Source organism: Prochlorococcus marinus CUG1415 (genome assembly GCF_017696015.1).
Classification (GTDB): domain Bacteria; phylum Cyanobacteriota; class Cyanobacteriia; order PCC-6307; family Cyanobiaceae; genus Prochlorococcus_A; species Prochlorococcus_A marinus_AE.
Genome location: NZ_JAAORL010000001.1, coordinates 329,553 through 350,021 on the forward strand (window position 1 = coordinate 329,553; position 20,469 = coordinate 350,021).

Consider the following 20,469-nt stretch of genomic DNA (forward strand, 5'->3'; position numbering starts at 1 on the left):
TTTAAGCTTTTTCTAATTCACTTTCAGCAAAATTATTTGTATTCATTCCACCTTCAGTACCGCTTATGCCATTGTAATTTACTTTATCAAATCTAACTACACAGTTATATTTGATACCTGATTCATCAACAGAGGCAACTTTTCCTATCTCATTGTACCAATATGATTCTGGTCTTTTTACTCTTACGAGATCTCCTCTTGAAATTGCCATTACTTTTAATTTAACTTTTTAAACAATAACCCATCATTAATAGTCTTAGACAAATTATTCACACATATTAATTAAAAGTTCTAACAAAAATCATTTATTAAGTTTTTTTCGAACTCTTCTTTAGCAGGCTCACTTCCCCTCCATTTTCTGCCTGGGATTCTCACATCTAATTCATTTGTAATGCAATTAATTGAAAGAATCAGTTTCTTATTTTCTTGATTTAGTACATTTAAAACTTTTCTACCTTTAATTTTCTCATAAGATTTATTTTGAATAATTATTGGACCATAAATTTGTTTATCTAACTCAAATAATTTATTATTTTTATTATTATTAATTATTTGTTCATTTTCTGAACTACTTGGTTTGTTTTTGCTTAAGAAGAGCTTTTGCCCAACTTTTATAGAATCTGGATTCTTGAGATTATTAATTTCTATCAAATATCCTAAATTTAACTTATATTTGTTCGATATCTCAGTAAGATTTTCTCCTATTTGAACAATATGATAATTAGTTATTAAATCTGATTGTTTTGTAGAATTTAGATTGGATTCGGAGATAATAAGATTTTGGCCAACATAAATATAATTTTCGTCTTTTAATTTATTTAATTTAATAATTAAATTTTTATTAATTGAATAGAGTTTTGAAATATTTGAAATTGTATCTCCAGTTTTTACAATATGAATTTTTTTTGTTTCATTTTGCTCTCCATTAATTGATTCTTTTTTAGTAATATTTTCAATTTTATTATTTCCTGAACTAATCTTTTCTTCGGACTTTATCAATGAGTGATTAAGAAAATTAATAAGGATTGCAATTACTAAAAATACTAATTTCATTAACTTCACTGTTTATCTAAAGATAAGCTCTTAATCCAAAATCGCTAGGCCTTTTGAAAATAATTTAAGTAATTTAAATCTTAAAAATAAACTGTAAAAATTTCTTTATTCTTTCGTAAGGAGGATAACGCAGATTTAAATCAAATAAAAAACCTTTGAAAGTAATAGATTTTTGATTTGAAAAATTTCGAAAACCTGCTTCTCCATGAAATTTTCCAATACCACTCTGCCCAACACCTCCAAAAGGTAAATTTGGGATAAGGACTGGTAACATAACATCATTGATACAAATAGTCCCTGAGCTGGTTATTCTTGAAATTTGATTATGGATTTTTTTATTTCCTCCAAATAAGTAGATTGCTAATGGTTTTGATGTTTGATTAATCTGTTTTAAAGCAGATTCCTTATCATTGATTCCAATTACTGGAAGTAGTGAGCTGAATAGTTCTTTTTGCAAAATATCTGTTTCAGTTGATTTTATTTTCAAAATTGTAGGAGATATTTTTAACTTTTTCTTACTAAAAGTTCCCCCATATAAAATTCTTTTTTCTTTTTTATATCTTTTAATAATTTCTACAGTCGATGAAAATTGCTTTTTTTCTAATTTAGATAAGTCTTCGGAAATAATTGGATCTTCCCCATAAAAACTTACTATGCATTGCTTTAATTTTTCTATGAAATTTTTTTCAATTTCTTTATCTACAAAGATATGATTTGGAGCCATGCACGATTGACCAGAATTAAAAAATTTGCCCCAAACAATTCTTTTAGCAGCAATTTCTAAATTTGCATTCTTGAAAATGATTACAGGATTTGTTCCACTTAATTCAAGAGTTAACGGAGTTAGATTTTTTGAAGCCAATTTCATAATGGATTTTCCAGTTTCAGTACTTCCTGTAAAAAATATGTGGTCAAAATTTTGTTCAATTAATTTTATGGATTGTTTGTAATCACCCTCTACTGTTAATAGGACATCTTTATGGAAATATTTGGAAGTAAGCTTTTGAATAAGTTTTGAGGTCGCAGGACATTTCTCTGACGGTTTTATAACTGCAGTATTTCCTGCTGAGAAAATATTTACCAATGGCTTGAAAACGTAAAGTAATGGATAATTATATGGACCAAGAATTAACACACACCCAAGAGGTTCATAAACAACTTTGGAGGATGATGGAAATAGATAAAAAGGTGTATCAATCTTTTTTGGACGCATCCAAGAATTGAGTTTCTTTTTTATAAGTGAAATTTCTTCTTTCACTAAAAGGATCTCTGCAAGCCCTTCAATTTCAGATTTTCCTAGATCAACAAAAAGTGATTTTATTATCTCTTTTTTATTTTCATCCAAAAGTTGAGAAACTATATTTATATGTTTGATCCGCCATTTTATATCTTCAGTTTTACCAGTTAGAACTGTATTTTTTAATTTATAGATGTCTTCTAAATGAAATTTATCCGAGATTTTCATTTTATTTCTATGAATAGTATTAAATATATCAGAGGATAAATTTTAAATAACTAAAATTTTTAGCCACTTAAACCAAAGTCAATGACTTATAAGAAATAATCAAATTAATTAATATTGCCTTTGAAAATTCAAATTTTTATTGGTTAATATATTTCTATGAGAGAAAAATTTTCAATTAGATTGATATCCATAAATGAAATACCAGAAGTTACAGAATGGGCAAGGTTAGAAGGATTTTCTCCTGGAATGGATGACGTATCAATTTATAGAAATACAGATAAACAAGGAGTATGGGTCGCCTGTCTCGACAATAATCCTATAGGTTCTATTGCGTGCATTAAATATAATTCCTCGTATGGTTTTATAGGTTTATTTATCGTTAAAAAAGAATTCCGAAATAATGGATATGGCGTGAGATTATGGAAACATGCACTCGAGTATTTAAAAAATGTTGATTGTATTGGTCTAGAAGCTGCCCCAGAGAGATTGAATGATTACGAAAAGTGGGGTTTTAGAAAATCTTCTATTACAAATCGATGGAAATTAAATGGTTCTCAAGATTTGCCATTGAGAAATTTCTATAAAGATCAATTTCATTTTTTTCAAGTTGTACCTGGTAATAAAATTTCTTCTGAAGCAGTCTTAATTTATGATGATCAAAGAGAACCTAGTCCTAGGCCACATTTTCTAAATGACTGGTTGAAAAATTCTCATGGTAATGTCAGTGCAATTGTCGATAATAATCAGATATGCCATGGATTTGGCAGGATAAGACCTTGTCTCTTGGAGGATAATCAGCAAGGCTGGAGAATAGGACCTCTTTTAGCGGATACTCCACCACTTGCTGAACTATTAATAAGGGAGTTGGTTGGTGACTTAAATTCCCAAATCTTATTGGATTGCTCTAATCTTAATCCTTATGCAAATTATCTTTTATCAAGTTTGGGATTTGAGGAAATATCAAAAACTTACAGAATGTATAAAGGCATTCAACCTCCCTGCCCCATGAATCAAGTATACGGACTTGCCTGCTTGGAACTGGGATGATTTCCTCTAAAATGTGCTTGTCGCCTTTTGTTTTTGTAATAATGAAAGAAGTTTGTTTGATTACCCATTAGCTTAACTTTTAGAAGGTTTCAAAATTTTTTCTACAATATCGGCGTTGATTATAGTGATCTCTCCATTATCAATATTGGCTACTTGAAACAAGGTCCATGAAGTTGGATTTCTAGCTCCTCCAATACAGTCGATAACTTGACCGACCCAATAATTTTTATTCTTTGCCTTAGTATCTTTGCAATTTTCTTCATTTTTAATTGCTACATAATCACCAGGCCTAACGAAAAGAAACTCAGGAGTTGCCGAGGTCACAATAAATAACTAATAGTATGTCTGTACTATAGAAAATTATTGATCTTGTTGTCGAACTTTGAATTATTTCGCAAACTAGAGGTGATTCAAAAATAAAACAGAATGCACTGAAATCGCTATATTTTCAACATTATTGGGATTGATTTTAGCTTTGACTGACGCTTATATACAAAGAAATATTCTCGGATAAGATTTCCAATTCATTTTTTAAATTAAATAAGATTTAAGGTGGTCTAATATGTCATCACGGTTAGAAACTAATTTTGTAAACACTAAATATATCAACCCTCCCATTGCGATTCTTCCGTTAATTTTCTCTAACTGCTTTAGTTTTCTAAACAAATTTCTTTAGCTATTAAACAAAATTTAAAGGGTATAGAAAAATAAAAAAGTATTGATTATTTCAAAATTAAAAAAAAAATTACAAATTTATAGAAATATTATTTCAAACATGAATTAAATTTAAAGCCAAGCCTCTTTCATCTCAAGATAAAGCCTCTCGCTCTCAGCAGAATTAATTTTGCTATCTGTAAAGGACTGCTGCTGTTGCTGCTGCTGTTGCTGCGTTGAGTTAGTATTGGAATGTTGAACTTCGCTCATGAGAAGGCTAAATTTATTTGTGTTTATTCTCTCATATTCGGAGCTTTTTTTGTCAACTTCAATTCTTAAATTTTATTTAAATTTTATGGATCCTTACTTTGTCTGTATTTAGTGAAAGTTATTTAGCTACTGTAGTTTTGGCGTATAGAAATTTAACTTCCCAATACACAATTCCTAGGAAGATAGCACTTGCAAGAATAATTTCAGAAATAACTAGCATTTTATTTATCGATAACACATAACATTTTGGTATCAATTTACACAGAATGCAATAGGTACTAATTACATTTAAAATTTTAAAAAATTCTTACTTAATCAAATAACGCTTCAAAATAATATAAAATTTTATATTAGATACTAATTTTATTCGTGGGGAATTTCATAAATACATCATTTCTTATACCTTTAATACCTCTTGTTACTGCTTTATTTATTTTTGTTTTGTGGGCAAGTTTTAACAGAACAGTTAACAGGTTGACAAAACCAGTTACTGCACTAGTTGCATTTTCTTTATTAAGTTCTGCTTTAATAAGTGCCATTGATTATTTCAAGAAAATAGAAGAAGAATTATTGCTATCGAAACTTCTGAAATATTTTGAAGAAACAAATTTAGTTATGCATCTTAATTTAGTTAATGAAAAAATTATAATTTTTTTCTCATTAATAATGATATTGGTCATTGGATTGTCTTTTTATAAATTACCTAGAAAAAAAGGTTATGTCTTATTGATGATTAGCCTAGGATTAATCTCTTCTTCAGTGATGATATCAATATTGCTAATAGATTTTTCAGCACTAATCTAAACCGAAGTTAGTATTGATAAAGCTTGGTTAACTTCTTGAACTTGATTTAATTTATCTTGAGCGATTTCTTTAATTTTTTGATCATTTGGATTATCTTTTAAATATTTGGAATAAGTTTTAAATGCATGTTCTTCTGTTTTTATGTTGACATCATAAGCATTTGCTTGAGAGACAAAATAATAAAATACCATGATCCATTAATAAAGAAGTAGAAGTTGTCTCGCAAAAACATCTATCAATCCAAAAACTATCTCTTCCTCTTTTCTAAATTTCTTTAAGATACTTAGTTTCGTTAAATAGCTTGATAAAAATGTTCTTTCATCAAAAACATTGTTTTGTCATTTTTAATTCCTGGGGATTCTTTCAAATGCAGAACTCAAAGAAATGCAAAATAAGGTTATCTAGCTATAACTTCTAAAACCCAAAATCTTTGTAAATTCATACCAGAGTATATGAAGTCTCAAAATTTGATCGCAATATTTAAAATAAAAGAATTAAATTTTTTCATGAGCCTCACTTCCCTTAAAGTATAATTACTTATTTTAAAGTGATTTATTTAGTATTTAGGTGATTAACCAAAAATTAATATTTCTAATCTTAATCTAGATCTTCCATTGAAATATATTTTTTTCATGCATTAATTGGGTAGATAAAAACTTTGTATGACAAAAACTGAAAAGATTGCGAATGCAAAAAAGAGGATTGATGAATTAAAAAGACTTATAAAATTTTGGAATGATTCAGAACAGGATGAAACAAAAATAGCAAATTTCCCAATCAAAATTCAAAATAAAGTTGCTTAGATAATGGTGGTTTAGGTTTATTACCTTATTATGAATTTTGTTTAATTTAATATCTTTAAGTATGGATTTATTATTTTCTATATAAAAATAGAGCAATTAAACCTATTTTCAAAAATAGTAAGGAGGAAATAATCTAAAAGAAAAATCTATATGCAAACCGTTTCAAAAAATTATTTAATTCCCATTAAATTTTTGCCCTGGATTTTTTGGGTGATTATATCTATAGCGAGTATATATTTGTGTAAAACAGCCTGGATAAGTTGAATATATAGGGATCTTAACTTCTTCTTAACCAATCAGGTGCTCCGCCAAACCAGTCAGATATATCATCTTCATTTGGGTTGAAATGATTTTCCTTGTAGAGTCCATCTATCCCAAATGATTGTAAAAGGGAATCGATTCCACTATCGTTTTTTACAACATTCCTCCTAAAGCTGTTAGCTTTCTTTAGCCAAAGAGAAATTGTAGAATTGTGCTTAGCAAATTTCTCGACATATATTCTTTCTTCTAATGAAATTGATTTGTCATGTGCAATTCTTTTAATTATTCCCTGAATTTTTATTCTTTTTTGATTACTCAAAAGCATTTTAAAATCAAATTCTTACTACTTTTATAGGAACGATGATTAAAAATATCTTGTCAATGTGAATTCCAACAAATTATTTATTTTAAAGGGTTTTCAGCAAGAAAAGTCTTAAGACACTAAAAAAAGGCATTAATAGGTAATGCATGATACGTTTATTCATATGTAAAACTTATATATTTTATGATTTAGATAAGAAAAGAAAATTTAATTAACTCCCAAAGACGTATGAGCGGGTAATTAAAGCTCGGAAATTGTTGCATTACAGTAAATCTGTACTATTATTAGTACAGATGTATTATTTAGCCATGAAAGTTATTTCATCTTCTCCTTATGCCACTTTTAATTCAAAAGAGTGGAATTCTCTAGTAAGTAAAAATGAAAAGTTTGAAAATACTCCAATAAAGATTCAAAAGAAATTTTATAGAACTTTTACCTTAAGAAAGATTGAAAAAGATGAACTTTTGCAAGAGAAGAATGAATTGCATCAACAAATGCAACTTGTATTCTCATAGAAAAATTTCAACTAACAATCTTTTTATTGAATATTATTTTAAGAGATCCAATTTTTTGTTAGATTAGTGTAAAGACAAGAAGGTTTTAATTTGGCTGTAGATCGAGAACTTTTAAAAGAAGTTACCCAAGAACTTTGGAATACTGTAAAAAAATTAAGACCAGAAATTGATCGGCAAACCCGACTTCAATTAGTTTTGAAGGCCTTATTGACTATTGGGGATTTGCCAGATCAAATGCAGGCTGCAATGGTAGTAGGTGTTTGTGCAGAAATGGATAAGAGTGATATTGATATTGTTGAAACTAATTCTCAATCACAAGAAACTAAAGATTCAAGCGGAGTTGATAATTCTACTGGAAGAAAAGTAGTTAGAAGAAGTTCAGCTAAATAAAGTTTAAAACGATCATCCTTTAATTTTCTTTGATTCGTTTTTATTAAGTTGTTTGAATATATAATATGAAATTACAAGTAATAGAGGAATAAAGATAGAATGTAAAGTCATCATTAATTCTGTTTGGCCCATTCCTATAAGATTTGCCTCGCTTGGAAGTTGCTCTGACCAAGTGCCTACTAAATGCCAGACTTGAGGAATTGATAAGAATAACATATAAAAGCTATAAGTTATGTTTATGTTCAGATAAAGATTATCATTCTTGATCGTTTTTGCTCTCTTTATTCTTTTTTCTTAACTAAGTATTTGTATAGTTATAAAAAACTTGATTCATAAGTTTATTCTTTTAAGAAGAGTTTTAAATTCTGTTTTACCAATAATTTTTTCAGCCGCATAAGCACCGCTTGCTGAAACAGCGGGAATTCCAATACCTGGAAATGTACTCGCACCGCAGGTAAATAAATTTTTCACTGGAGTTTTGCATCCTGGGAAAAGACCTTTTGCGGCAGATAATGCTGGACCGTAACTGCCGCAATGCGTATTAGTGAATTTTTTATGAGTAATTGGGGTCCCTAACATCTTTAAATCTATCCTTTCATCTATGTCAGGGATGAATTTTCGCACGGCATTAAGGAATATTGAACATCTTTCTTCTTTCAAATTTCTATATGCTAGTTTTTTTGGATTTAGGTTTTCCCAAATTTCCCATGGTTCATTTGCTGGAGTATATCCATGAAGAACATGTTTCCCTTTAGGGGCCATATTTTTATCTAAAACAGATGGGATTGAAAATACAGCTATATTTCTTTCTGCGGTTATATCCTTCTCCCACTTATCAACATGTATCGCATGTACGGGCACATTTTCAAGACCATCAGCCTCAAAACCTAAATGTATATGAAGGAAAGAATCACATTTATTAGGATCTAAGGCCTTTGTCTTCCATTTTTTTGAGATTTCATTTGGGATTAACTTTTTTAAATTCCAAATGTCAGTATTCATTACAACAGATTCACAACTATAAGTGGAACCATTCTCAAGAGTTATACCCGTCGCTAAATTTTTATTGAAGTTTATTGCTTTAACTTTTGATGAGAGTATTAATTCTCCCCCATTTTTTATTAATCCATTAATTAAGGCTTTTACAATAGATTCACTGCCTCCTTTGGGGTATTCAAGGTAGGAATTTGGTTCAAACCATTCGTTAAATAAAGTAGCCATAGCAGCTGTATTTGTATCATCCATTGACATTCCACTTATCAAAAAGCTCAATAAATCAACCCAATTTCTGAGAAAAGGATCTTCTAAGTGATTATTTACTAAATTCCCAAAACCCTTATTAATTTTTGGTATTTGCTTGATATAAGGTAAGAATTTTGAGGTTAAATTTATTAGATCTAAGAAATTTATTGATTCAGGAGAAAACGAGAGTAAAGGGATCTCATTTATTATTTGGCTAAGAGGTTTTATTACAGAAATAAATGATTCCCATTCTTTGACAGATTTGTCACCTCTTAAAGTTTTTATTGTTTGTTTAAAGGGTTCTTCCCCTACATCAAGATTAAAATTACCTTCTGGGACTATAACTTGCCAACCTTTGTATTGAAATAGTTCAACTTCTTCATCAAGTAGTTTAAGAATTTGCCCTAAGGGATTAGTTGTTGGCCATTTACCTATCCCACTCCATAGTGAAGGCCCAGACTCGAAGGTGTAACCATTTCTTTTGAAACTGTGAGCAACACCTCCAGGTTGGGAATGTGCTTCACAGATGAGAACTTTTTTACCTGATAAAGCTAGTATTGAACCACAACATAAACCCCCAATGCCACTACCGACTATTACGACATCATATTTTTGCATTAAATATTGATTTTATTTTTACTTATAAAACTAAATCGTTTTAAACGAATGTATTTGTTGAAGTTGTAATACTTAGTACAATTGCGAGGAAGAATATGTAAGGAACTGCTTTGAGAGGTACATATCCTTGGCTTTTAGAAATGAAATCCATAGGTTTAGTTACTTTTTGTAAATATATTAACCAGACATTGTTCCTTATGTGTGTCAAAGCTCCTTTTTTTTAGAAATATTTCGAAACAAAGAAATATTTCTATGGGATTTATTTAAACAAGAACATTTTTTATGAGGTTTTCTTAGTATTTAGATCTTAGATTGAAATTTTTTATGAAGGACTTCCCTGGTATCAAAGAGTTAAAACTATTAGAAAAAAATTCTCAAAAGAATGGTAGCGGAATAATTTATGAGGAATTGTTAGGAATATGGAAGTTTCAGTATGTCTGGGGAAAAGAGTCAGATGAAATAAAAAATATACCTAGTTCGATTCTCCAAGTATTATCTGCAAAACTAGAATTGAAAAAGAAAAATAAAGAAGATCAACTGAATTTTGAAATAAAAAATTCAATTAATTTAGGATTATTAAATATTATATTCAGAGGCAGCGCAGAGTTGAAAGGGCTTAGACCTTTGTTAACTTTTTATTTTGAAGAATTGAAGATTAGTATTAGTAGTTTTCCAATATTTAATAAGGAACTAAAAAAACCTGAAGATAAAAAAATGCCATTTTTCTCACTTATAGCAATTAGCACTAAAGATAAATGGATGTGTGCAAGAGGCAGGGGCGGCGGGCTCGCAATATGGGTTAAGTCTTAAATTAGTGGTATTCCCCTGGATGATCTACTTTTCTGACGGTTACTTTATCAACTTTCTGTCCATTAAATCTTAAGAGATCATCTCCTGAAAAATCATACCCTAAGCGTTGGCCTATTAGTGCTACATCATCAGCTGTAGAGGATGATGTAACAAGCTGCTTTAAGTCTTCATCAGATTGCATCTTAATTAAAAATTTTCTTATTTCAGAAAAACTCATCACCTGAATTTGATTGATTTTAAATAACTTATAAAAATCTTGTTCTTATTCAGAACAAGATGAATAGATAATTATTATACTATTTTTATGACTTACCTATTTCTTTATGTATTTGGAATAGTTCTTATATGGTGGACTTATCGTGTTGGTTGGATTGAGGCGCTCAAAACAGTAGTTAAAGTTATCGTTCCCTCCTTACTTATTGTTTTATTTAATATTAAGGCTGGAAGATTACTTTTTAAAAGTCCTGTTGTCGGTTTATTAAGCGCTTTGCCTACTTCTATTTTTATTTTTAGAGGTTCACTACCTTTAGTTAGTTATATTAATAATTGGATTGAAAATAAAATAAATAAATATCATGATTCGGAAGTTATAGATACTGATTCTATCCCCTTAGATGATTAGATTGTTTTAATTCATTCAAAGCCAAGAAATAATTCTTTGTGTACAACAAGAACATCAAATAAAGCTGTTCCATGAATAGGACTTAATGGAACATTGTCTATATTCAATGCTTCTGCGCAAATTAAATGAGCATCCCATTTTGTATCGTGATCGCTAATTTCAATTGACCACTCAATTACTTTTGTGAAATGAGCTGGCATCTCTGAACCAATTTTTCTGCAAATTTGACACAGAACTGAAAAAAGAGGAGGCTTTGATGACCTTTTTAAATCTTTAATAAGACTTGGCTGTGTAAAAACGCTTGTATAGCGGATGTAGTCTATTAATTCATATTCTTCTTGAGTAAGAGCTGCTTTATCTAATGCTCTTTCAAATTCGTCTATGGGGGTTATGGGCCTATCCAAGATATTAGTTGTTGCTATTTTCTTTATTTGAAAAATTCTTGTTTGCCAAATCTTTTTTTTCTTGATTAATTTCATTTGTTTGATTGCTTTCTGTAGACTTTGGCGATACGTCTTTATCTTCTTCGTTCATAACTTGATCGATTTCATTTTGAAATTCATTCGATGCTTTTTTAAGACTCTTCAAAGTTTTGCCAAGCTGTTTTCCTAATTCTGGAAGCTTTTTGGGACCAAAAATTAAAAGAGCTAAGATAAGTATTACAGTAACTTCAGGCAAACCTACACCAAAAATATTCATAGCTGATAACTATTTAAATAATTAGGAAATCTATAATTAAATATAGTCAAATCATACAAAAATTTCATTTTTGGAATAGCTTTATTAATATTAAAAAATTTTGAAAAATATTATTGTTATTAATATCCCTTTAAAAAAAACCAACCAAAGTAATTGATAATCACTTAATTTGAATTTTTTTTGGTACCAATTTATAAGAGTTTTATGTTTATCTATTAATTTTCTCATTTTCAGGGAGATTAATTATTATTGTCAATTATTTTATCTTAATTTCTTTTATTATTATTGTTAGAGAAATCCTAGATTCAACTCATATTAGATTATTCTATTATATTTGAATCTTTTTCTAAATTAATTTTTTATCCTTAATTATTGAAACTATTCGCTAAATATATAATTTCTTTAAAAAAATTGAAGTACTTATTTGTTGTTTTTTACCTAATTTTCTAATTTATCCAGCTGAAGCTGTTGCCACAAAAATGTTTAAAGTATTGGATAAGTGTGCAAGATATCGACTTGGTGAGATTAATGCTAATGAGGTCATAGAAAAACTAAAATTAAAATTAACAAGCTCTTCTAACAATCAGACAAAGGACTTAGTAAAAAAATATTGCTTAGTATTTACTCCCAATGAAAAAATTCAATTTTAATCTTAGTAATAAATATTAAATTATTCTTTTTGAATAATCTTTAGCTTTGTTTCGTATCTCTTTAACTTTTTTAAAATTAGTTATTTTTAAATTTAAAATAACTCCTAAAAAAAGAATAAGAAAAAAAATATAAATTATTAATTCCATAATATTGAATTAATAAATTCATCCTAGTTTATTTCAATAATTTTTTAGTATGTTTTAAAACAAAAAATTGACTTTTATACTAGTTATTTATCTTTAAGGCCACAAATAAAACAAATTAACCTCTAATATGGAGCTTTATAAGAATTATTGTGCAGATCGGAGATAAAATTCCAGAATTTTCTTTACTGGATCAAAATGGAATTGAAAGATCAAATAAGGGATTAAAAAATCCTCTTGTTTTGTTCTTTTATCCAAAAGATGATACGCCAGGTTGCACCATAGAAGTTTGCGGATTTAGAGATAAATATGACTTATTTAAAGTATTAGGTGCGCAAGTTTGGGGAGTCAGTAATGGAAGTACATCAAGTCATTTGGCATTTGCCAATAAAAATAAATTACAATATCCACTACTTTGCGATACCAATGATTCTCTCAGGAAAACTTTTAAAGTTCCTAAAGTATTAGGCTTTATGGATGGTAGAGTAACGTATGTTATCGATCGTAAAGGTATAGTTAGACATGTTTTTAGAGATTTATTGAATGGTCCTGAACACATCAAAGAGGCTATTAGAGTACTTAAGGAAATTCAAAATAAATAAACTATTATTCACAGAATTCAAGATTAATATGTTTTGTTTTATTATAGTTTTAGATTTTTTTTAGTATATGAAGAAAATGGGAATGCAAGCTGTTGATCTTGCGATTCAAAATGGAGTTGATCTTGACGGTACACCAATCCCTCCAAAAATGTTAGATCTATATAACAGAATTATGGATGAAGAGAATAAAAGACAAAGGAGTGGCGTTAAAAAATCAATGAGAAATAGATGCGTCAAAACTGGTTCTAAGCATTTTGATAAAGAAACTTTGAATCAATTATTAATTGACTCAGGATGGGAAGGCCTCAAAGAAAAGGAAATTTTATTTTTTTATAATTAGAAAAACAAAAGGATTTTTTAAAATTTATCTTAAAAAGTATTTATGATAATTATTTATTTAAATTAAGAAACTGAGAACTAATTAATTACTTTATTAAATCTAATTTTTTGGATTATTTAAGCCATACATTTTTTGCAGAGGACATTATTTTTTCTTTTTCAGCTTTTGTGAAAGCCAATTTTGCTTCTATAACCATAATTATTGATATGAAAAAAAGAGCAGAAATTTCGATTATTTGTTCTCTTTGAGAAGGTTCTGAATCTCCTTCTAAAAAAAACTAAAGCGAACCATGCAGTACTAGCAGCGATGGTTAAAAAATAAGGTTTTCTTCTCCTTTGATAGAAGTAACCCAATCCTAAACCAGGAAGATAATTTAAAAAAGATGCTACTCAGCCACTTGAAGATGCAAGTATTTCTTCTTTTGAGAGATAAGACATTTATGTTAAGTATTTATTAAATCTGCATTTATGTAAGCAAAAGATATTGCTGCACAAATTACCCAACTAAAGGGTAAAAACATTCTTATTTTTTCTTTTTTATTCTTCATTTTTTAATTATGGAAAATATTTTTAAAATCTGTGGATTAATGTATATCTTAAAACTAGAAGAATTAAAAAAGACGATTAAAAACCGTCTTTTAAAAAAGTAAATTTTCTAAAAATAAATTATTTATTTTTTGAGCCAGAGAGTACTTTAAGTTCTTTCTTTAATTCTTTTTCTCTCTCTTCAAGATGTTTGATTTGAGCTTTAAACGCATCTTCAAGTTTTACTTTTTGTGTTGTAATTTCATCAAGTTCTTCTTGATGTTGGTTTTTCTTTAGCTCCTTCATTTCACTATCAGAAATAACATATACTGGGCGATATGAAGGTGTTTCAAAAAGAAGATCAAACATTGAATACATAAGTGACCTTTGAATTAGTACAAATCCAATATCTAATAATTTTTTTAAATATGAAAGGATAAATACCGAAGATATTTATACGGCAAATACACCGAATTTCGGTTTACCTAACATAACCACCCAGTATTTACCGATCAAATTTTAAGGTATGTTTTAAATTATTAGAGAGATAATTATAAAAATCTAAATTAAGAAGAACTAAAAATGGATTTAAAAATTACTAAAACATTAGTAATCCCATTCAACGAAATTAAGTGGCGATTTTCCAGATCCTCTGGTCCTGGATTGCAGAATGTAAATAAAATTGAAAGCAGAGTAGAGATTATTTTTAATTTAGAAGATTCAAAAGTCCTTAATGATTATCAGAAAGCAATTCTTAAGATTAATTTGAAAAACAAATTAGTCAAAAATAGTTTAAGTTTGGCGGTTCAAGAACATAGAAATCAATTACTAAATAGGCAGCTAGCATTAATAAGATTTAGCTCAATCATAAAAAATGGCTTAAATAAACCATGTAAATTAAGAAAATCTACAAAACCTACTCAAGCATCGCAAAAGAAATAGTTGAGCTTAAGAAAAAACATGGCGAATTGAAAAAAGTAGATAAAAAGAAAAAATATATCAATTATGAGAAAAATAAATAAATATTTCACTCTCAAAATGTAATGAAAGCATATGATTAATTTAATTAAATTTTGGTTTAGTGAATTCAAATAATGATTTTTGGTTAATTGACTCCAATTTTGTAGGGGTGATGCGTTTCTATAAAGAGAAAGAGCCTTCTGACAAATCTATTGCTTATATGTTTATTGAAGAAGGGATCATTATGGGAATTCATGGGGAAAATCCTCCATTAATGAAAACTAGAAAAAAAATTGTTATTGAAGAAGCAAGATTATTATGGCAAAAATTGTTAAAAGAAGGTTGGCAAAAAACTAATAAAAAATGGTGAGAAAAATTTCATCATAAAACTTTTTTTAATTTCAGAAAATAAATGAACCTTTAGGATATAGCTTGGAAATTTTTTTATGTTGCAATAAGTTCCTTTTTTTGATGTCGTTTTCGTATCTTCTCAACATTATTAGATAGTTTGCAACTCCAAAAATTACTAAAAACATAATAAATCTTATTGCTGCCTCTAATTTCATATAATTACTAAGCTTTATTTAAATCTGACAATTATTAATCAAAAATCAATCGGTATTGATATCTAATTAAAAGGTCTAGAAAAAATCTTTTTTGATTTTATTGCATAAAAAATACATAACAAAAGTAATATTAAAATTGCACTAAAGCTGCCTATTGGGTTTGGAATATTTTGTGTAAAAGGACCTGCTAAAAAAGAAGGTGTATTTTCTTTAAATTCTATTAATCCGTTATTTATAAAAAACCAAATACCAACAAGTCCTCCATGAATTCCTATGCAATTCCATAAAGAACCTTTATCTCTAATTCTTATTAATGATAGAAATATTCCAAGTAAAATAAATCCTAAACGTAATCCAATTATGTTCCAAAAGATCTCATTTGATAAATTATGAACGTAGCTAAAAGCTATAGCTTGTAAAGCTATTGATATTTTTATACCATAGTCAAATTTTAATTCCTCTAGTAACCAGCCTCTAAAAATTATTTCCTCTGCGAATCCAACTCCTAATCCAAGTACAATAGAATTTAATAATATGCTTGGCGAAAATTCACCTATCCAAGAAATATAATTTTTTTGCAATAATGGTACAAGAATTAGAATAATTAAAACTAAAGCAAATAAAATACCTTGAGAAAAATTTACAAAGTTTTTTAAGAATTTGTGTTTAGTAATCCCAAGAAGGACCCATGTATTTGATATTTTCCGTTTTATATAAAACCAATATGGAAGTAAAAAGATAAAAAGTAAGAATGTCAAAATAGTTCCAATTAAGGATAAATTTTCTTTTTCGAAATTCAACAATAATAATGGCTGAGATAAAGCCCATCCAATGCCATAAAGAATTGGAATAAAAAATATAGTGGATATGCATCTTGGTCTTAAAAGAAAAAAACTTTTAGTGAATATTATTAATTTTTTCATTTTATTTAAATATTAATTGACCCCACTTTGCTTCTTATTAATATAATTTATGTTTTTTGAAAGATGAGATAAATCTTTATAAAATTGCCGAGTTATTTTGTCTTCTTTATCACTAGTCCATAGTAATTCTGAGGCCTCTTCATATTCTTCTTTATATCTTTCTTTATTCAAATCTTTTTTATATCGTAATAATTAAAATTTTACTTATTGCAAATGTCTAAAAGTGATGTTTATTAAATTTGTGTATTTATTTAAAATCTATGCTTATTAATCTTTCAACTTTCATTTTTACATTATTTTCTCCATTGCTTATTTTTGCAGTAATAATTTCTGTTTACTTATTGCATTAGGAAATTATTTATAAAATAATTTAAGGGTGTATTATGCCTGCTTTTTCTAATGCAAATGATAAAACTGCAATTACTGCCATTACAGTTAGAATCTTGTTCTTTTTGATGAAATCCATAATGCATATAAATAATATATTTATTAAATTCCTATATAAAATAATTAAGAATTAAAAATATTATAACAATTACCATGGAGCCTATATATGTAGGAGATTTAGTTGCCTCCATATCATCTTATAAAAAGGTGATTGAAAATTATAATAAAGGTATAAAAGAAGACACATTTGTATGAAGAACCTCTTGGCGGCGATTTTAATTACCCTGATTGATAAATATGCTTACTACAAAAAACACTTTTGCCTTAGCAGATTGGATTAGAGAGTGGCGAAAGTGCCGTAATAAGAATCCATCTGTTGATGTGTGTATAAAGTTTTTTTAGTGGAAATTGGAAGATTATAAACTTTCTGATAGTGATATAAAGAATAATAGAATCTATTTTGATTTATGAATCTAAATTAAGCAAATAACTAAATAATTTAAATTTCTATATTTATCTATAAAAAACAATGGATCATTAAAATCCTCTTATAGATTAAGAAAAAAGTAAATCAGCATATTTACGGATTTACTGAAAATATAAAAAGGAGTAATTTATAAATGTTGAGTTCGGAGGCAATCTAAATGATTGATAGTCCGCCTGAAATTTAGCAAATTCCAAAATATAGGAAGCGTATTCCTGAGCATGGGATTATTCGAAAATTAAAGTTCAATCAATTAGTCTGATAAGACTTCGCTTTATAATTACTAGCGACAATAGGGACTGAAATTATCGAGAGAAATCCCCGAATTCACGTATTCTAGGTTTATGAGTAAATAGACTTTAAAATATGTAATTTTATATCCTTAAAGAAGGAAATGAGATATTAAAAAAGGACTGTTCAAACAGTCCTTTTTTATGTTTAAGTAATTGCTTATAAACTAGATTTCTTTTTGGATACTATAGATTTATATAAGTAATTAAAAATATTTGAAAATGAAAGATCAAATCTTGTTTCCACAAATTGATGTAAGAGAAAAGGGGTTTTTAAAAGTTAGTGATATTCATACTATTTATTGGGAAAGATCTGGTAATCCAAATGGCAAAAAAATACTTGTTATTCATGGAGGTCCGGGAGGCGGGAGTCAACCAAGATATAGAAGATACTTTGATCCAGAAAAATTCGATATTATTCAATTTGACCAAAGAGGTTGTGGTGAATCAACTCCTTTCTCTGAATTAAAAGAAAATACGACTAATCATTTAGTTGATGATATTGAGAAATTAAGGATTCTATTAAAAATTGATAGTTGGCATTTGTTTGGAGGATCTTGGGGTTCAACACTTTCACTTGTATATGCAATAAATAATCCCTCAAGAGTTATTAGCTTGACTTTGCGAGGAATATTTTTATGTAGAAAGTTTGAGTTGTTATGGTTCTACCAATATGGTGCAAGTGAGATATTCCCCGATCAATTTGAAGAATATATTTCTGTAATACCAAAAGAAGAAAGAAATCATTTAATAAGTTCTTTTTATAAATATTTAACATCTTCAGATGTGAAGCTTAGATCAAGAGCAGCAGCAGCTTGGACAAAATGGGAACTCTCAACTAGTCATTTAATAAATAAAAAATTCGATTTTGATAAGTCCCAAGTTAATTCTTTTTCAGACGCATTCGCAAGGATCGAATGTCATTATTTTATTAATAATATTTTCTTAGAAGATGATTTTATTTTGAAAAATATAAAAATTATAGAATCGATACCAACAAAAATAATTCAAGGGAGATATGACGTGGTATGTCCTGTTAGGAGTGCCTGGGATTTAAATAAGAAATTAAAGAATTCCGAATTGATTATTGTTAATGATGCTGGTCATTCAATGAGTGAAAAAGGTATTACTATCGAATTAATAAAAGCTGTAAAAGGAATTGAAAATTTCTAATGAAATAATATTTTTAAAAAACTAGAGGCCATTATCTTCAATATTCTGGGCAATACTTCGAAGGAGTTCGACGATATCAGAATCTTTGCATTGAGTATCTTCCTTAAGCAAAGTACACTCGTCTCTAATACTTACATTGGTACTCCACCATATACCTGAACTATTGGTATCGTCCCATTCAAATTTTTCAGACATAATTAACTAAATTTAAACAATTCATTAAAGCTTGTATAACATTATCTTGGATTTAACTATTTAATTTCAAAATTAAAAATTTTTTTTAATAAAAGTAATCTGAAAATAATTGATAATCCAATTTAGATATCTATTTTAATTCATATTGTATATACTTTTTCTTAGGAAAAATCTTAGAATAACAAAAAAAAATGACAATAACAAAAATACTATGGGAGGATAATTATGAACTCGCTTTACTAAGTTTAAATACAAAATTTGTTCAAGGTTTAAGAACTGGAAGTCTTCCTGAAAATATATTTCAAGAATATTTAGCTCAAGATTATTTCTTTTTAGAGACTTTTGCTAAGGCATATGGTCTTGCCGTTTCTAAATCAAAAGATAAGTATTCAATAAGGAAGTTAAGTGAACTTCTAATGGGTGTTTCAGAAGAGTTGATTCTTCATGAAACTTATGCAAAAGAATGGGATATTGATTTGTCTAATAACTATATAAAAAAAACTACTAAAAATTATACAGATTTTCTTGATGATACTGCTAAGAGACTTAGCTCCGTTGAGATAATGTTTGCAATGACTCCATGTATGAGACTCTATTCTTGGATAGGAAAAAGTTTATATGAAGAGCATTTTGATGATAAATATAAAGAATGGATAATAACTTACTCTGATGAGTGCTTTGAAAATTTAGCAAATTCACTAGAAAATCTTATTGAGACCAATCAAGATTCATATGATATTAATCAGGCAAAATATTTATATAAAAGAGCTATGGAATTGGAGTTGGATTTTTTTAATGCGTATTCAGATTTCTAATTTAAATTTAGAATATTTTTATAATATTTATAAAGTCTATTTAATAAAATTATGTATTCTAAAATTGCACTTTCAATAGGAGGTAGTGACTCTGGAGGAGGAGCAGGTATCCAGGCTGACCTAAGAACTTTTATGGCCCTTAAAGTACATGGATGCTCTGTTATTACATGTATTACCGCACAAAATAGTATTGAGGTTACATGTGTTGAATCAGTAGAGAAGAATACTTTATTAAGTCAGTTAGATACTTTATTTTCTGATTTTGGTATTAATGCTTTAAAAACTGGAATGTTACTTAATGAAAGGATAATTGATGATACTGCATCAAAATTAAATACATATAAAATAACCAAAATTATTGACCCAGTTATGGTTACAAGAACTGGTTCTAAATTACTGGAAGATTCTGCAATTAATGCTTATAAGAAGCTCTTATTACCAATTGCAGATTTGGTAACCCCAAATATTTATGAAGCAAATCTACTTTCTGGTTTGGAAATTAGGAGTAAAGAAGATATCGAAAATTCCGCAAGAAATATTATTGCTATGGGAGCTAAAGCTGTACTTATAAAAGGTGGCGGTTTAAAAGATATGAAAGGTAAAGATTTTTTTCTTGATTTAAATGGTAGAAAAGAGTGGTTGTTTAATAATTTTATAAATACAAACAATACACATGGTAGTGGGTGTACATTAAGTGCTGCTATTTGTGGTTACAAAGCTTTAGGTTTTGAGCTACTTGAATCCATACAAAAAGCAAAATCATTTGTTGAAAAATCTTTGGAGAATTCTTACAAGATAGGATCTGGCCCTGGTCCCTTAGGTCATCATTAAATTATTTATA

General features: G+C 28.1%; 29 protein-coding genes and 1 pseudogene. 14 read left to right on the top strand and 16 right to left on the bottom strand.

Going from position 1 to position 20,469, the window contains the following annotated elements; translation table 11 throughout:
• Window position 1: 1 nt before the first annotated feature.
• From HA143_RS01810 to HA143_RS01820, 3 genes are all read right to left on the bottom strand, one after another.
• Window positions 2-211 carry a photosystem I reaction center subunit IV gene (locus tag HA143_RS01810; protein WP_032526655.1) on the bottom strand — a complete coding sequence of 70 codons (210 nt, stop codon included), beginning with the start codon at window positions 209-211 and terminating at the stop codon, window positions 2-4.
• 80 nt (window positions 212-291) lie between these two features.
• A complete protein-coding gene (locus HA143_RS01815) occupies window positions 292-1,053 on the bottom strand; it encodes a LysM peptidoglycan-binding domain-containing protein (protein WP_209082952.1) in 762 nt (253 codons plus the stop codon).
• Window positions 1,054-1,126: 73 nt separating this feature from the next.
• Complete coding sequence (locus HA143_RS01820; RefSeq protein ID WP_209082953.1) at window positions 1,127-2,518, bottom strand: aldehyde dehydrogenase family protein; 1,392 nt, start codon at window positions 2,516-2,518, stop codon at window positions 1,127-1,129.
• Between the two features lie 156 nt (window positions 2,519-2,674).
• On the opposite strand from HA143_RS01820, the gene HA143_RS01825 reads away from it, so the two are divergent.
• Window positions 2,675-3,565 carry a GNAT family N-acetyltransferase gene (locus tag HA143_RS01825; protein WP_209082954.1) on the top strand — a complete coding sequence of 297 codons (891 nt, stop codon included), beginning with the start codon at window positions 2,675-2,677 and terminating at the stop codon, window positions 3,563-3,565.
• A 72-nt stretch (window positions 3,566-3,637) separates the two neighbouring features.
• Here HA143_RS01825 and HA143_RS01830 read toward each other — a convergent pair whose 3' ends face one another.
• Together HA143_RS01830 and HA143_RS01835 are read right to left on the bottom strand one after the other, a co-directional pair.
• Window positions 3,638-3,889, bottom strand: a complete 252-nt coding sequence (locus HA143_RS01830) for a DUF3104 domain-containing protein (RefSeq protein WP_209082955.1) — start codon at window positions 3,887-3,889, stop codon at window positions 3,638-3,640.
• Between the two features lie 462 nt (window positions 3,890-4,351).
• Complete coding sequence (locus HA143_RS01835; protein ID WP_209082956.1) at window positions 4,352-4,489, bottom strand: hypothetical protein; 138 nt, start codon at window positions 4,487-4,489, stop codon at window positions 4,352-4,354.
• Between the two features lie 369 nt (window positions 4,490-4,858).
• On the opposite strand from HA143_RS01835, the gene HA143_RS01840 reads away from it, so the two are divergent.
• A complete protein-coding gene (locus HA143_RS01840) occupies window positions 4,859-5,293 on the top strand; it encodes an NADH-quinone oxidoreductase (RefSeq protein WP_209082957.1) in 435 nt (144 codons plus the stop codon).
• Here the strand turns inward: HA143_RS01840 and HA143_RS09710 are convergent.
• On the bottom strand, window positions 5,290-5,484 hold the full coding sequence (locus HA143_RS09710; RefSeq protein ID WP_245210834.1) for a hypothetical protein: 195 nt from the start codon (window positions 5,482-5,484) through the stop codon (window positions 5,290-5,292). The genes HA143_RS01840 and HA143_RS09710 overlap by 4 nt on opposite strands.
• A 471-nt stretch (window positions 5,485-5,955) precedes the next feature.
• On the opposite strand from HA143_RS09710, the gene HA143_RS01850 reads away from it, so the two are divergent.
• Complete coding sequence (locus tag HA143_RS01850; protein WP_209082958.1) at window positions 5,956-6,096, top strand: hypothetical protein; 141 nt, start codon at window positions 5,956-5,958, stop codon at window positions 6,094-6,096.
• Window positions 6,097-6,373: 277 nt separating this feature from the next.
• Here HA143_RS01850 and HA143_RS01855 read toward each other — a convergent pair whose 3' ends face one another.
• Window positions 6,374-6,682, bottom strand: a complete 309-nt coding sequence (locus HA143_RS01855) for a hypothetical protein (protein ID WP_209082959.1) — start codon at window positions 6,680-6,682, stop codon at window positions 6,374-6,376.
• A gap of 305 nt (window positions 6,683-6,987) precedes the next feature.
• Between HA143_RS01855 and HA143_RS01860 the strand changes: the two genes are divergently transcribed.
• Both HA143_RS01860 and HA143_RS01865 read left to right on the top strand, forming a co-directional pair.
• Window positions 6,988-7,194, top strand: a complete 207-nt coding sequence (locus HA143_RS01860; RefSeq protein ID WP_209082960.1) for a hypothetical protein — start codon at window positions 6,988-6,990, stop codon at window positions 7,192-7,194.
• 90 nt (window positions 7,195-7,284) lie between these two features.
• Window positions 7,285-7,584 carry a TIGR03894 family protein gene (locus tag HA143_RS01865; protein ID WP_209082961.1) on the top strand — a complete coding sequence of 100 codons (300 nt, stop codon included), beginning with the start codon at window positions 7,285-7,287 and terminating at the stop codon, window positions 7,582-7,584.
• Between the two features lie 12 nt (window positions 7,585-7,596).
• Here the strand turns inward: HA143_RS01865 and HA143_RS01870 are convergent, their stop codons facing one another.
• Both HA143_RS01870 and HA143_RS01875 read right to left on the bottom strand, forming a co-directional pair.
• The gene (locus HA143_RS01870; RefSeq protein WP_209082962.1) at window positions 7,597-7,800 is read right to left on the bottom strand and encodes a hypothetical protein; all 204 of its coding nucleotides are present in this window, start codon (window positions 7,798-7,800) and stop codon (window positions 7,597-7,599) included.
• Window positions 7,801-7,914: 114 nt separating this feature from the next.
• The gene (locus tag HA143_RS01875) at window positions 7,915-9,444 is read right to left on the bottom strand and encodes a phytoene desaturase family protein (protein WP_209082963.1); all 1,530 of its coding nucleotides are present in this window, start codon (window positions 9,442-9,444) and stop codon (window positions 7,915-7,917) included.
• A gap of 324 nt (window positions 9,445-9,768) precedes the next feature.
• Here HA143_RS01875 and HA143_RS01880 point away from each other — a divergent pair, with 324 nt between their 5' ends.
• Window positions 9,769-10,254: a hypothetical protein gene (locus HA143_RS01880; protein ID WP_209082964.1), complete on the top strand. Its 486-nt coding sequence runs from the start codon at window positions 9,769-9,771 to the stop codon at window positions 10,252-10,254.
• A 1-nt stretch (window position 10,255) separates the two neighbouring features.
• On the opposite strand, the gene HA143_RS01885 is transcribed toward HA143_RS01880, so the two are convergent.
• A complete protein-coding gene (locus tag HA143_RS01885) occupies window positions 10,256-10,471 on the bottom strand; it encodes a Nif11-like leader peptide family natural product precursor (protein WP_011375908.1) in 216 nt (71 codons plus the stop codon).
• Between the two features lie 87 nt (window positions 10,472-10,558).
• Here HA143_RS01885 and HA143_RS01890 point away from each other — a divergent pair, with 87 nt between their 5' ends.
• Window positions 10,559-10,876, top strand: a complete 318-nt coding sequence (locus tag HA143_RS01890) for a hypothetical protein (protein ID WP_209082965.1) — start codon at window positions 10,559-10,561, stop codon at window positions 10,874-10,876.
• 11 nt (window positions 10,877-10,887) lie between these two features.
• Here the strand turns inward: HA143_RS01890 and HA143_RS01895 are convergent, their stop codons facing one another.
• Together HA143_RS01895 and HA143_RS01900 are read right to left on the bottom strand one after the other, a co-directional pair.
• A complete protein-coding gene (locus tag HA143_RS01895) occupies window positions 10,888-11,280 on the bottom strand; it encodes a hypothetical protein (RefSeq protein ID WP_209084394.1) in 393 nt (130 codons plus the stop codon).
• A 4-nt stretch (window positions 11,281-11,284) separates the two neighbouring features.
• Complete coding sequence (locus HA143_RS01900; RefSeq protein WP_209082966.1) at window positions 11,285-11,575, bottom strand: TatA/E family twin arginine-targeting protein translocase; 291 nt, start codon at window positions 11,573-11,575, stop codon at window positions 11,285-11,287.
• A gap of 946 nt (window positions 11,576-12,521) precedes the next feature.
• Here HA143_RS01900 and HA143_RS01905 point away from each other — a divergent pair.
• Together HA143_RS01905 and HA143_RS01910 are read left to right on the top strand one after the other, a co-directional pair.
• The gene (locus tag HA143_RS01905) at window positions 12,522-12,971 is read left to right on the top strand and encodes a peroxiredoxin (protein ID WP_209082967.1); all 450 of its coding nucleotides are present in this window, start codon (window positions 12,522-12,524) and stop codon (window positions 12,969-12,971) included.
• Window positions 12,972-13,038: 67 nt separating this feature from the next.
• Window positions 13,039-13,311: a small RNA NsiR4-regulated ssr1528 family protein gene (locus tag HA143_RS01910; protein WP_209082968.1), complete on the top strand. Its 273-nt coding sequence runs from the start codon at window positions 13,039-13,041 to the stop codon at window positions 13,309-13,311.
• Between the two features lie 112 nt (window positions 13,312-13,423).
• Here HA143_RS01910 and HA143_RS09715 read toward each other — a convergent pair.
• Together HA143_RS09715 and HA143_RS01915 are read right to left on the bottom strand one after the other, a co-directional pair.
• A pseudogene (locus HA143_RS09715) lies at window positions 13,424-13,748 on the bottom strand (hypothetical protein).
• Window positions 13,749-13,976: 228 nt separating this feature from the next.
• On the bottom strand, window positions 13,977-14,213 hold the full coding sequence (locus HA143_RS01915; RefSeq protein ID WP_209082969.1) for a hypothetical protein: 237 nt from the start codon (window positions 14,211-14,213) through the stop codon (window positions 13,977-13,979).
• 204 nt (window positions 14,214-14,417) lie between these two features.
• Here HA143_RS01915 and arfB point away from each other — a divergent pair, with 204 nt between their 5' ends.
• Window positions 14,418-14,777: an alternative ribosome rescue aminoacyl-tRNA hydrolase ArfB gene (arfB, locus tag HA143_RS01920; protein ID WP_245210836.1), complete on the top strand. Its 360-nt coding sequence runs from the start codon at window positions 14,418-14,420 to the stop codon at window positions 14,775-14,777.
• Window positions 14,778-14,916: 139 nt separating this feature from the next.
• Window positions 14,917-15,165: a DUF1651 domain-containing protein gene (locus tag HA143_RS01925; RefSeq protein WP_209082970.1), complete on the top strand. Its 249-nt coding sequence runs from the start codon at window positions 14,917-14,919 to the stop codon at window positions 15,163-15,165.
• Window positions 15,166-15,423: 258 nt separating this feature from the next.
• Here HA143_RS01925 and HA143_RS01930 read toward each other — a convergent pair whose 3' ends face one another.
• On the bottom strand, window positions 15,424-16,284 hold the full coding sequence (locus HA143_RS01930; protein WP_209082971.1) for a CPBP family intramembrane glutamic endopeptidase: 861 nt from the start codon (window positions 16,282-16,284) through the stop codon (window positions 15,424-15,426).
• 1,383 nt (window positions 16,285-17,667) lie between these two features.
• Here HA143_RS01930 and pip point away from each other — a divergent pair.
• Window positions 17,668-18,618, top strand: coding sequence for a prolyl aminopeptidase (gene pip, locus HA143_RS01935; protein ID WP_209082972.1), 951 nt, complete (start codon window positions 17,668-17,670; stop codon window positions 18,616-18,618).
• Between the two features lie 21 nt (window positions 18,619-18,639).
• On the opposite strand, the gene HA143_RS01940 is transcribed toward pip, so the two are convergent.
• Window positions 18,640-18,813, bottom strand: coding sequence for a hypothetical protein (locus tag HA143_RS01940; protein ID WP_209082973.1), 174 nt, complete (start codon window positions 18,811-18,813; stop codon window positions 18,640-18,642).
• Between the two features lie 191 nt (window positions 18,814-19,004).
• Here HA143_RS01940 and HA143_RS01945 point away from each other — a divergent pair, with 191 nt between their 5' ends.
• Window positions 19,005-19,628: a TenA family protein gene (locus tag HA143_RS01945; RefSeq protein ID WP_209082974.1), complete on the top strand. Its 624-nt coding sequence runs from the start codon at window positions 19,005-19,007 to the stop codon at window positions 19,626-19,628.
• A 51-nt stretch (window positions 19,629-19,679) separates the two neighbouring features.
• A complete protein-coding gene (thiD, locus tag HA143_RS01950; protein WP_209082975.1) occupies window positions 19,680-20,459 on the top strand; it encodes a bifunctional hydroxymethylpyrimidine kinase/phosphomethylpyrimidine kinase in 780 nt (259 codons plus the stop codon).
• The last annotated feature ends 10 nt before the right edge of the window (window positions 20,460-20,469 follow it).

Coding starts and splice junctions, on each gene's coding strand:
- thiD (WP_209082975.1), top strand. CDS start 19,680: ATGTATTCTAAAATTGCACTTTCAATAGGAGGTAGTGACTCTGGAGGA.
- HA143_RS01930 (WP_209082971.1), bottom strand. CDS start 16,284: ATGAAAAAATTAATAATATTCACTAAAAGTTTTTTTCTTTTAAGACCA.
- HA143_RS01835 (WP_209082956.1), bottom strand. CDS start 4,489: ATGAGCGAAGTTCAACATTCCAATACTAACTCAACGCAGCAACAGCAG.
- HA143_RS01825 (WP_209082954.1), top strand. CDS start 2,675: ATGAGAGAAAAATTTTCAATTAGATTGATATCCATAAATGAAATACCA.
- HA143_RS01910 (WP_209082968.1), top strand. CDS start 13,039: ATGAAGAAAATGGGAATGCAAGCTGTTGATCTTGCGATTCAAAATGGA.
- HA143_RS01880 (WP_209082964.1), top strand. CDS start 9,769: ATGAAGGACTTCCCTGGTATCAAAGAGTTAAAACTATTAGAAAAAAAT.
- HA143_RS01890 (WP_209082965.1), top strand. CDS start 10,559: ATGACTTACCTATTTCTTTATGTATTTGGAATAGTTCTTATATGGTGG.
- HA143_RS01875 (WP_209082963.1), bottom strand. CDS start 9,444: ATGCAAAAATATGATGTCGTAATAGTCGGTAGTGGCATTGGGGGTTTA.
- HA143_RS01915 (WP_209082969.1), bottom strand. CDS start 14,213: ATGTATTCAATGTTTGATCTTCTTTTTGAAACACCTTCATATCGCCCA.
- HA143_RS09710 (WP_245210834.1), bottom strand. CDS start 5,484: ATGGTATTTTATTATTTTGTCTCTCAAGCAAATGCTTATGATGTCAAC.
- arfB (WP_245210836.1), top strand. CDS start 14,418: ATGGATTTAAAAATTACTAAAACATTAGTAATCCCATTCAACGAAATT.
- HA143_RS01940 (WP_209082973.1), bottom strand. CDS start 18,813: ATGTCTGAAAAATTTGAATGGGACGATACCAATAGTTCAGGTATATGG.
- HA143_RS01820 (WP_209082953.1), bottom strand. CDS start 2,518: ATGAAAATCTCGGATAAATTTCATTTAGAAGACATCTATAAATTAAAA.
- HA143_RS01900 (WP_209082966.1), bottom strand. CDS start 11,575: ATGAATATTTTTGGTGTAGGTTTGCCTGAAGTTACTGTAATACTTATC.
- HA143_RS01945 (WP_209082974.1), top strand. CDS start 19,005: ATGACAATAACAAAAATACTATGGGAGGATAATTATGAACTCGCTTTA.
- HA143_RS01860 (WP_209082960.1), top strand. CDS start 6,988: ATGAAAGTTATTTCATCTTCTCCTTATGCCACTTTTAATTCAAAAGAG.
- HA143_RS01850 (WP_209082958.1), top strand. CDS start 5,956: ATGACAAAAACTGAAAAGATTGCGAATGCAAAAAAGAGGATTGATGAA.
- HA143_RS01870 (WP_209082962.1), bottom strand. CDS start 7,800: ATGTTATTCTTATCAATTCCTCAAGTCTGGCATTTAGTAGGCACTTGG.
- HA143_RS01885 (WP_011375908.1), bottom strand. CDS start 10,471: ATGAGTTTTTCTGAAATAAGAAAATTTTTAATTAAGATGCAATCTGAT.
- HA143_RS01815 (WP_209082952.1), bottom strand. CDS start 1,053: ATGAAATTAGTATTTTTAGTAATTGCAATCCTTATTAATTTTCTTAAT.
- HA143_RS01855 (WP_209082959.1), bottom strand. CDS start 6,682: ATGCTTTTGAGTAATCAAAAAAGAATAAAAATTCAGGGAATAATTAAA.
- pip (WP_209082972.1), top strand. CDS start 17,668: ATGAAAGATCAAATCTTGTTTCCACAAATTGATGTAAGAGAAAAGGGG.
- HA143_RS01810 (WP_032526655.1), bottom strand. CDS start 211: ATGGCAATTTCAAGAGGAGATCTCGTAAGAGTAAAAAGACCAGAATCA.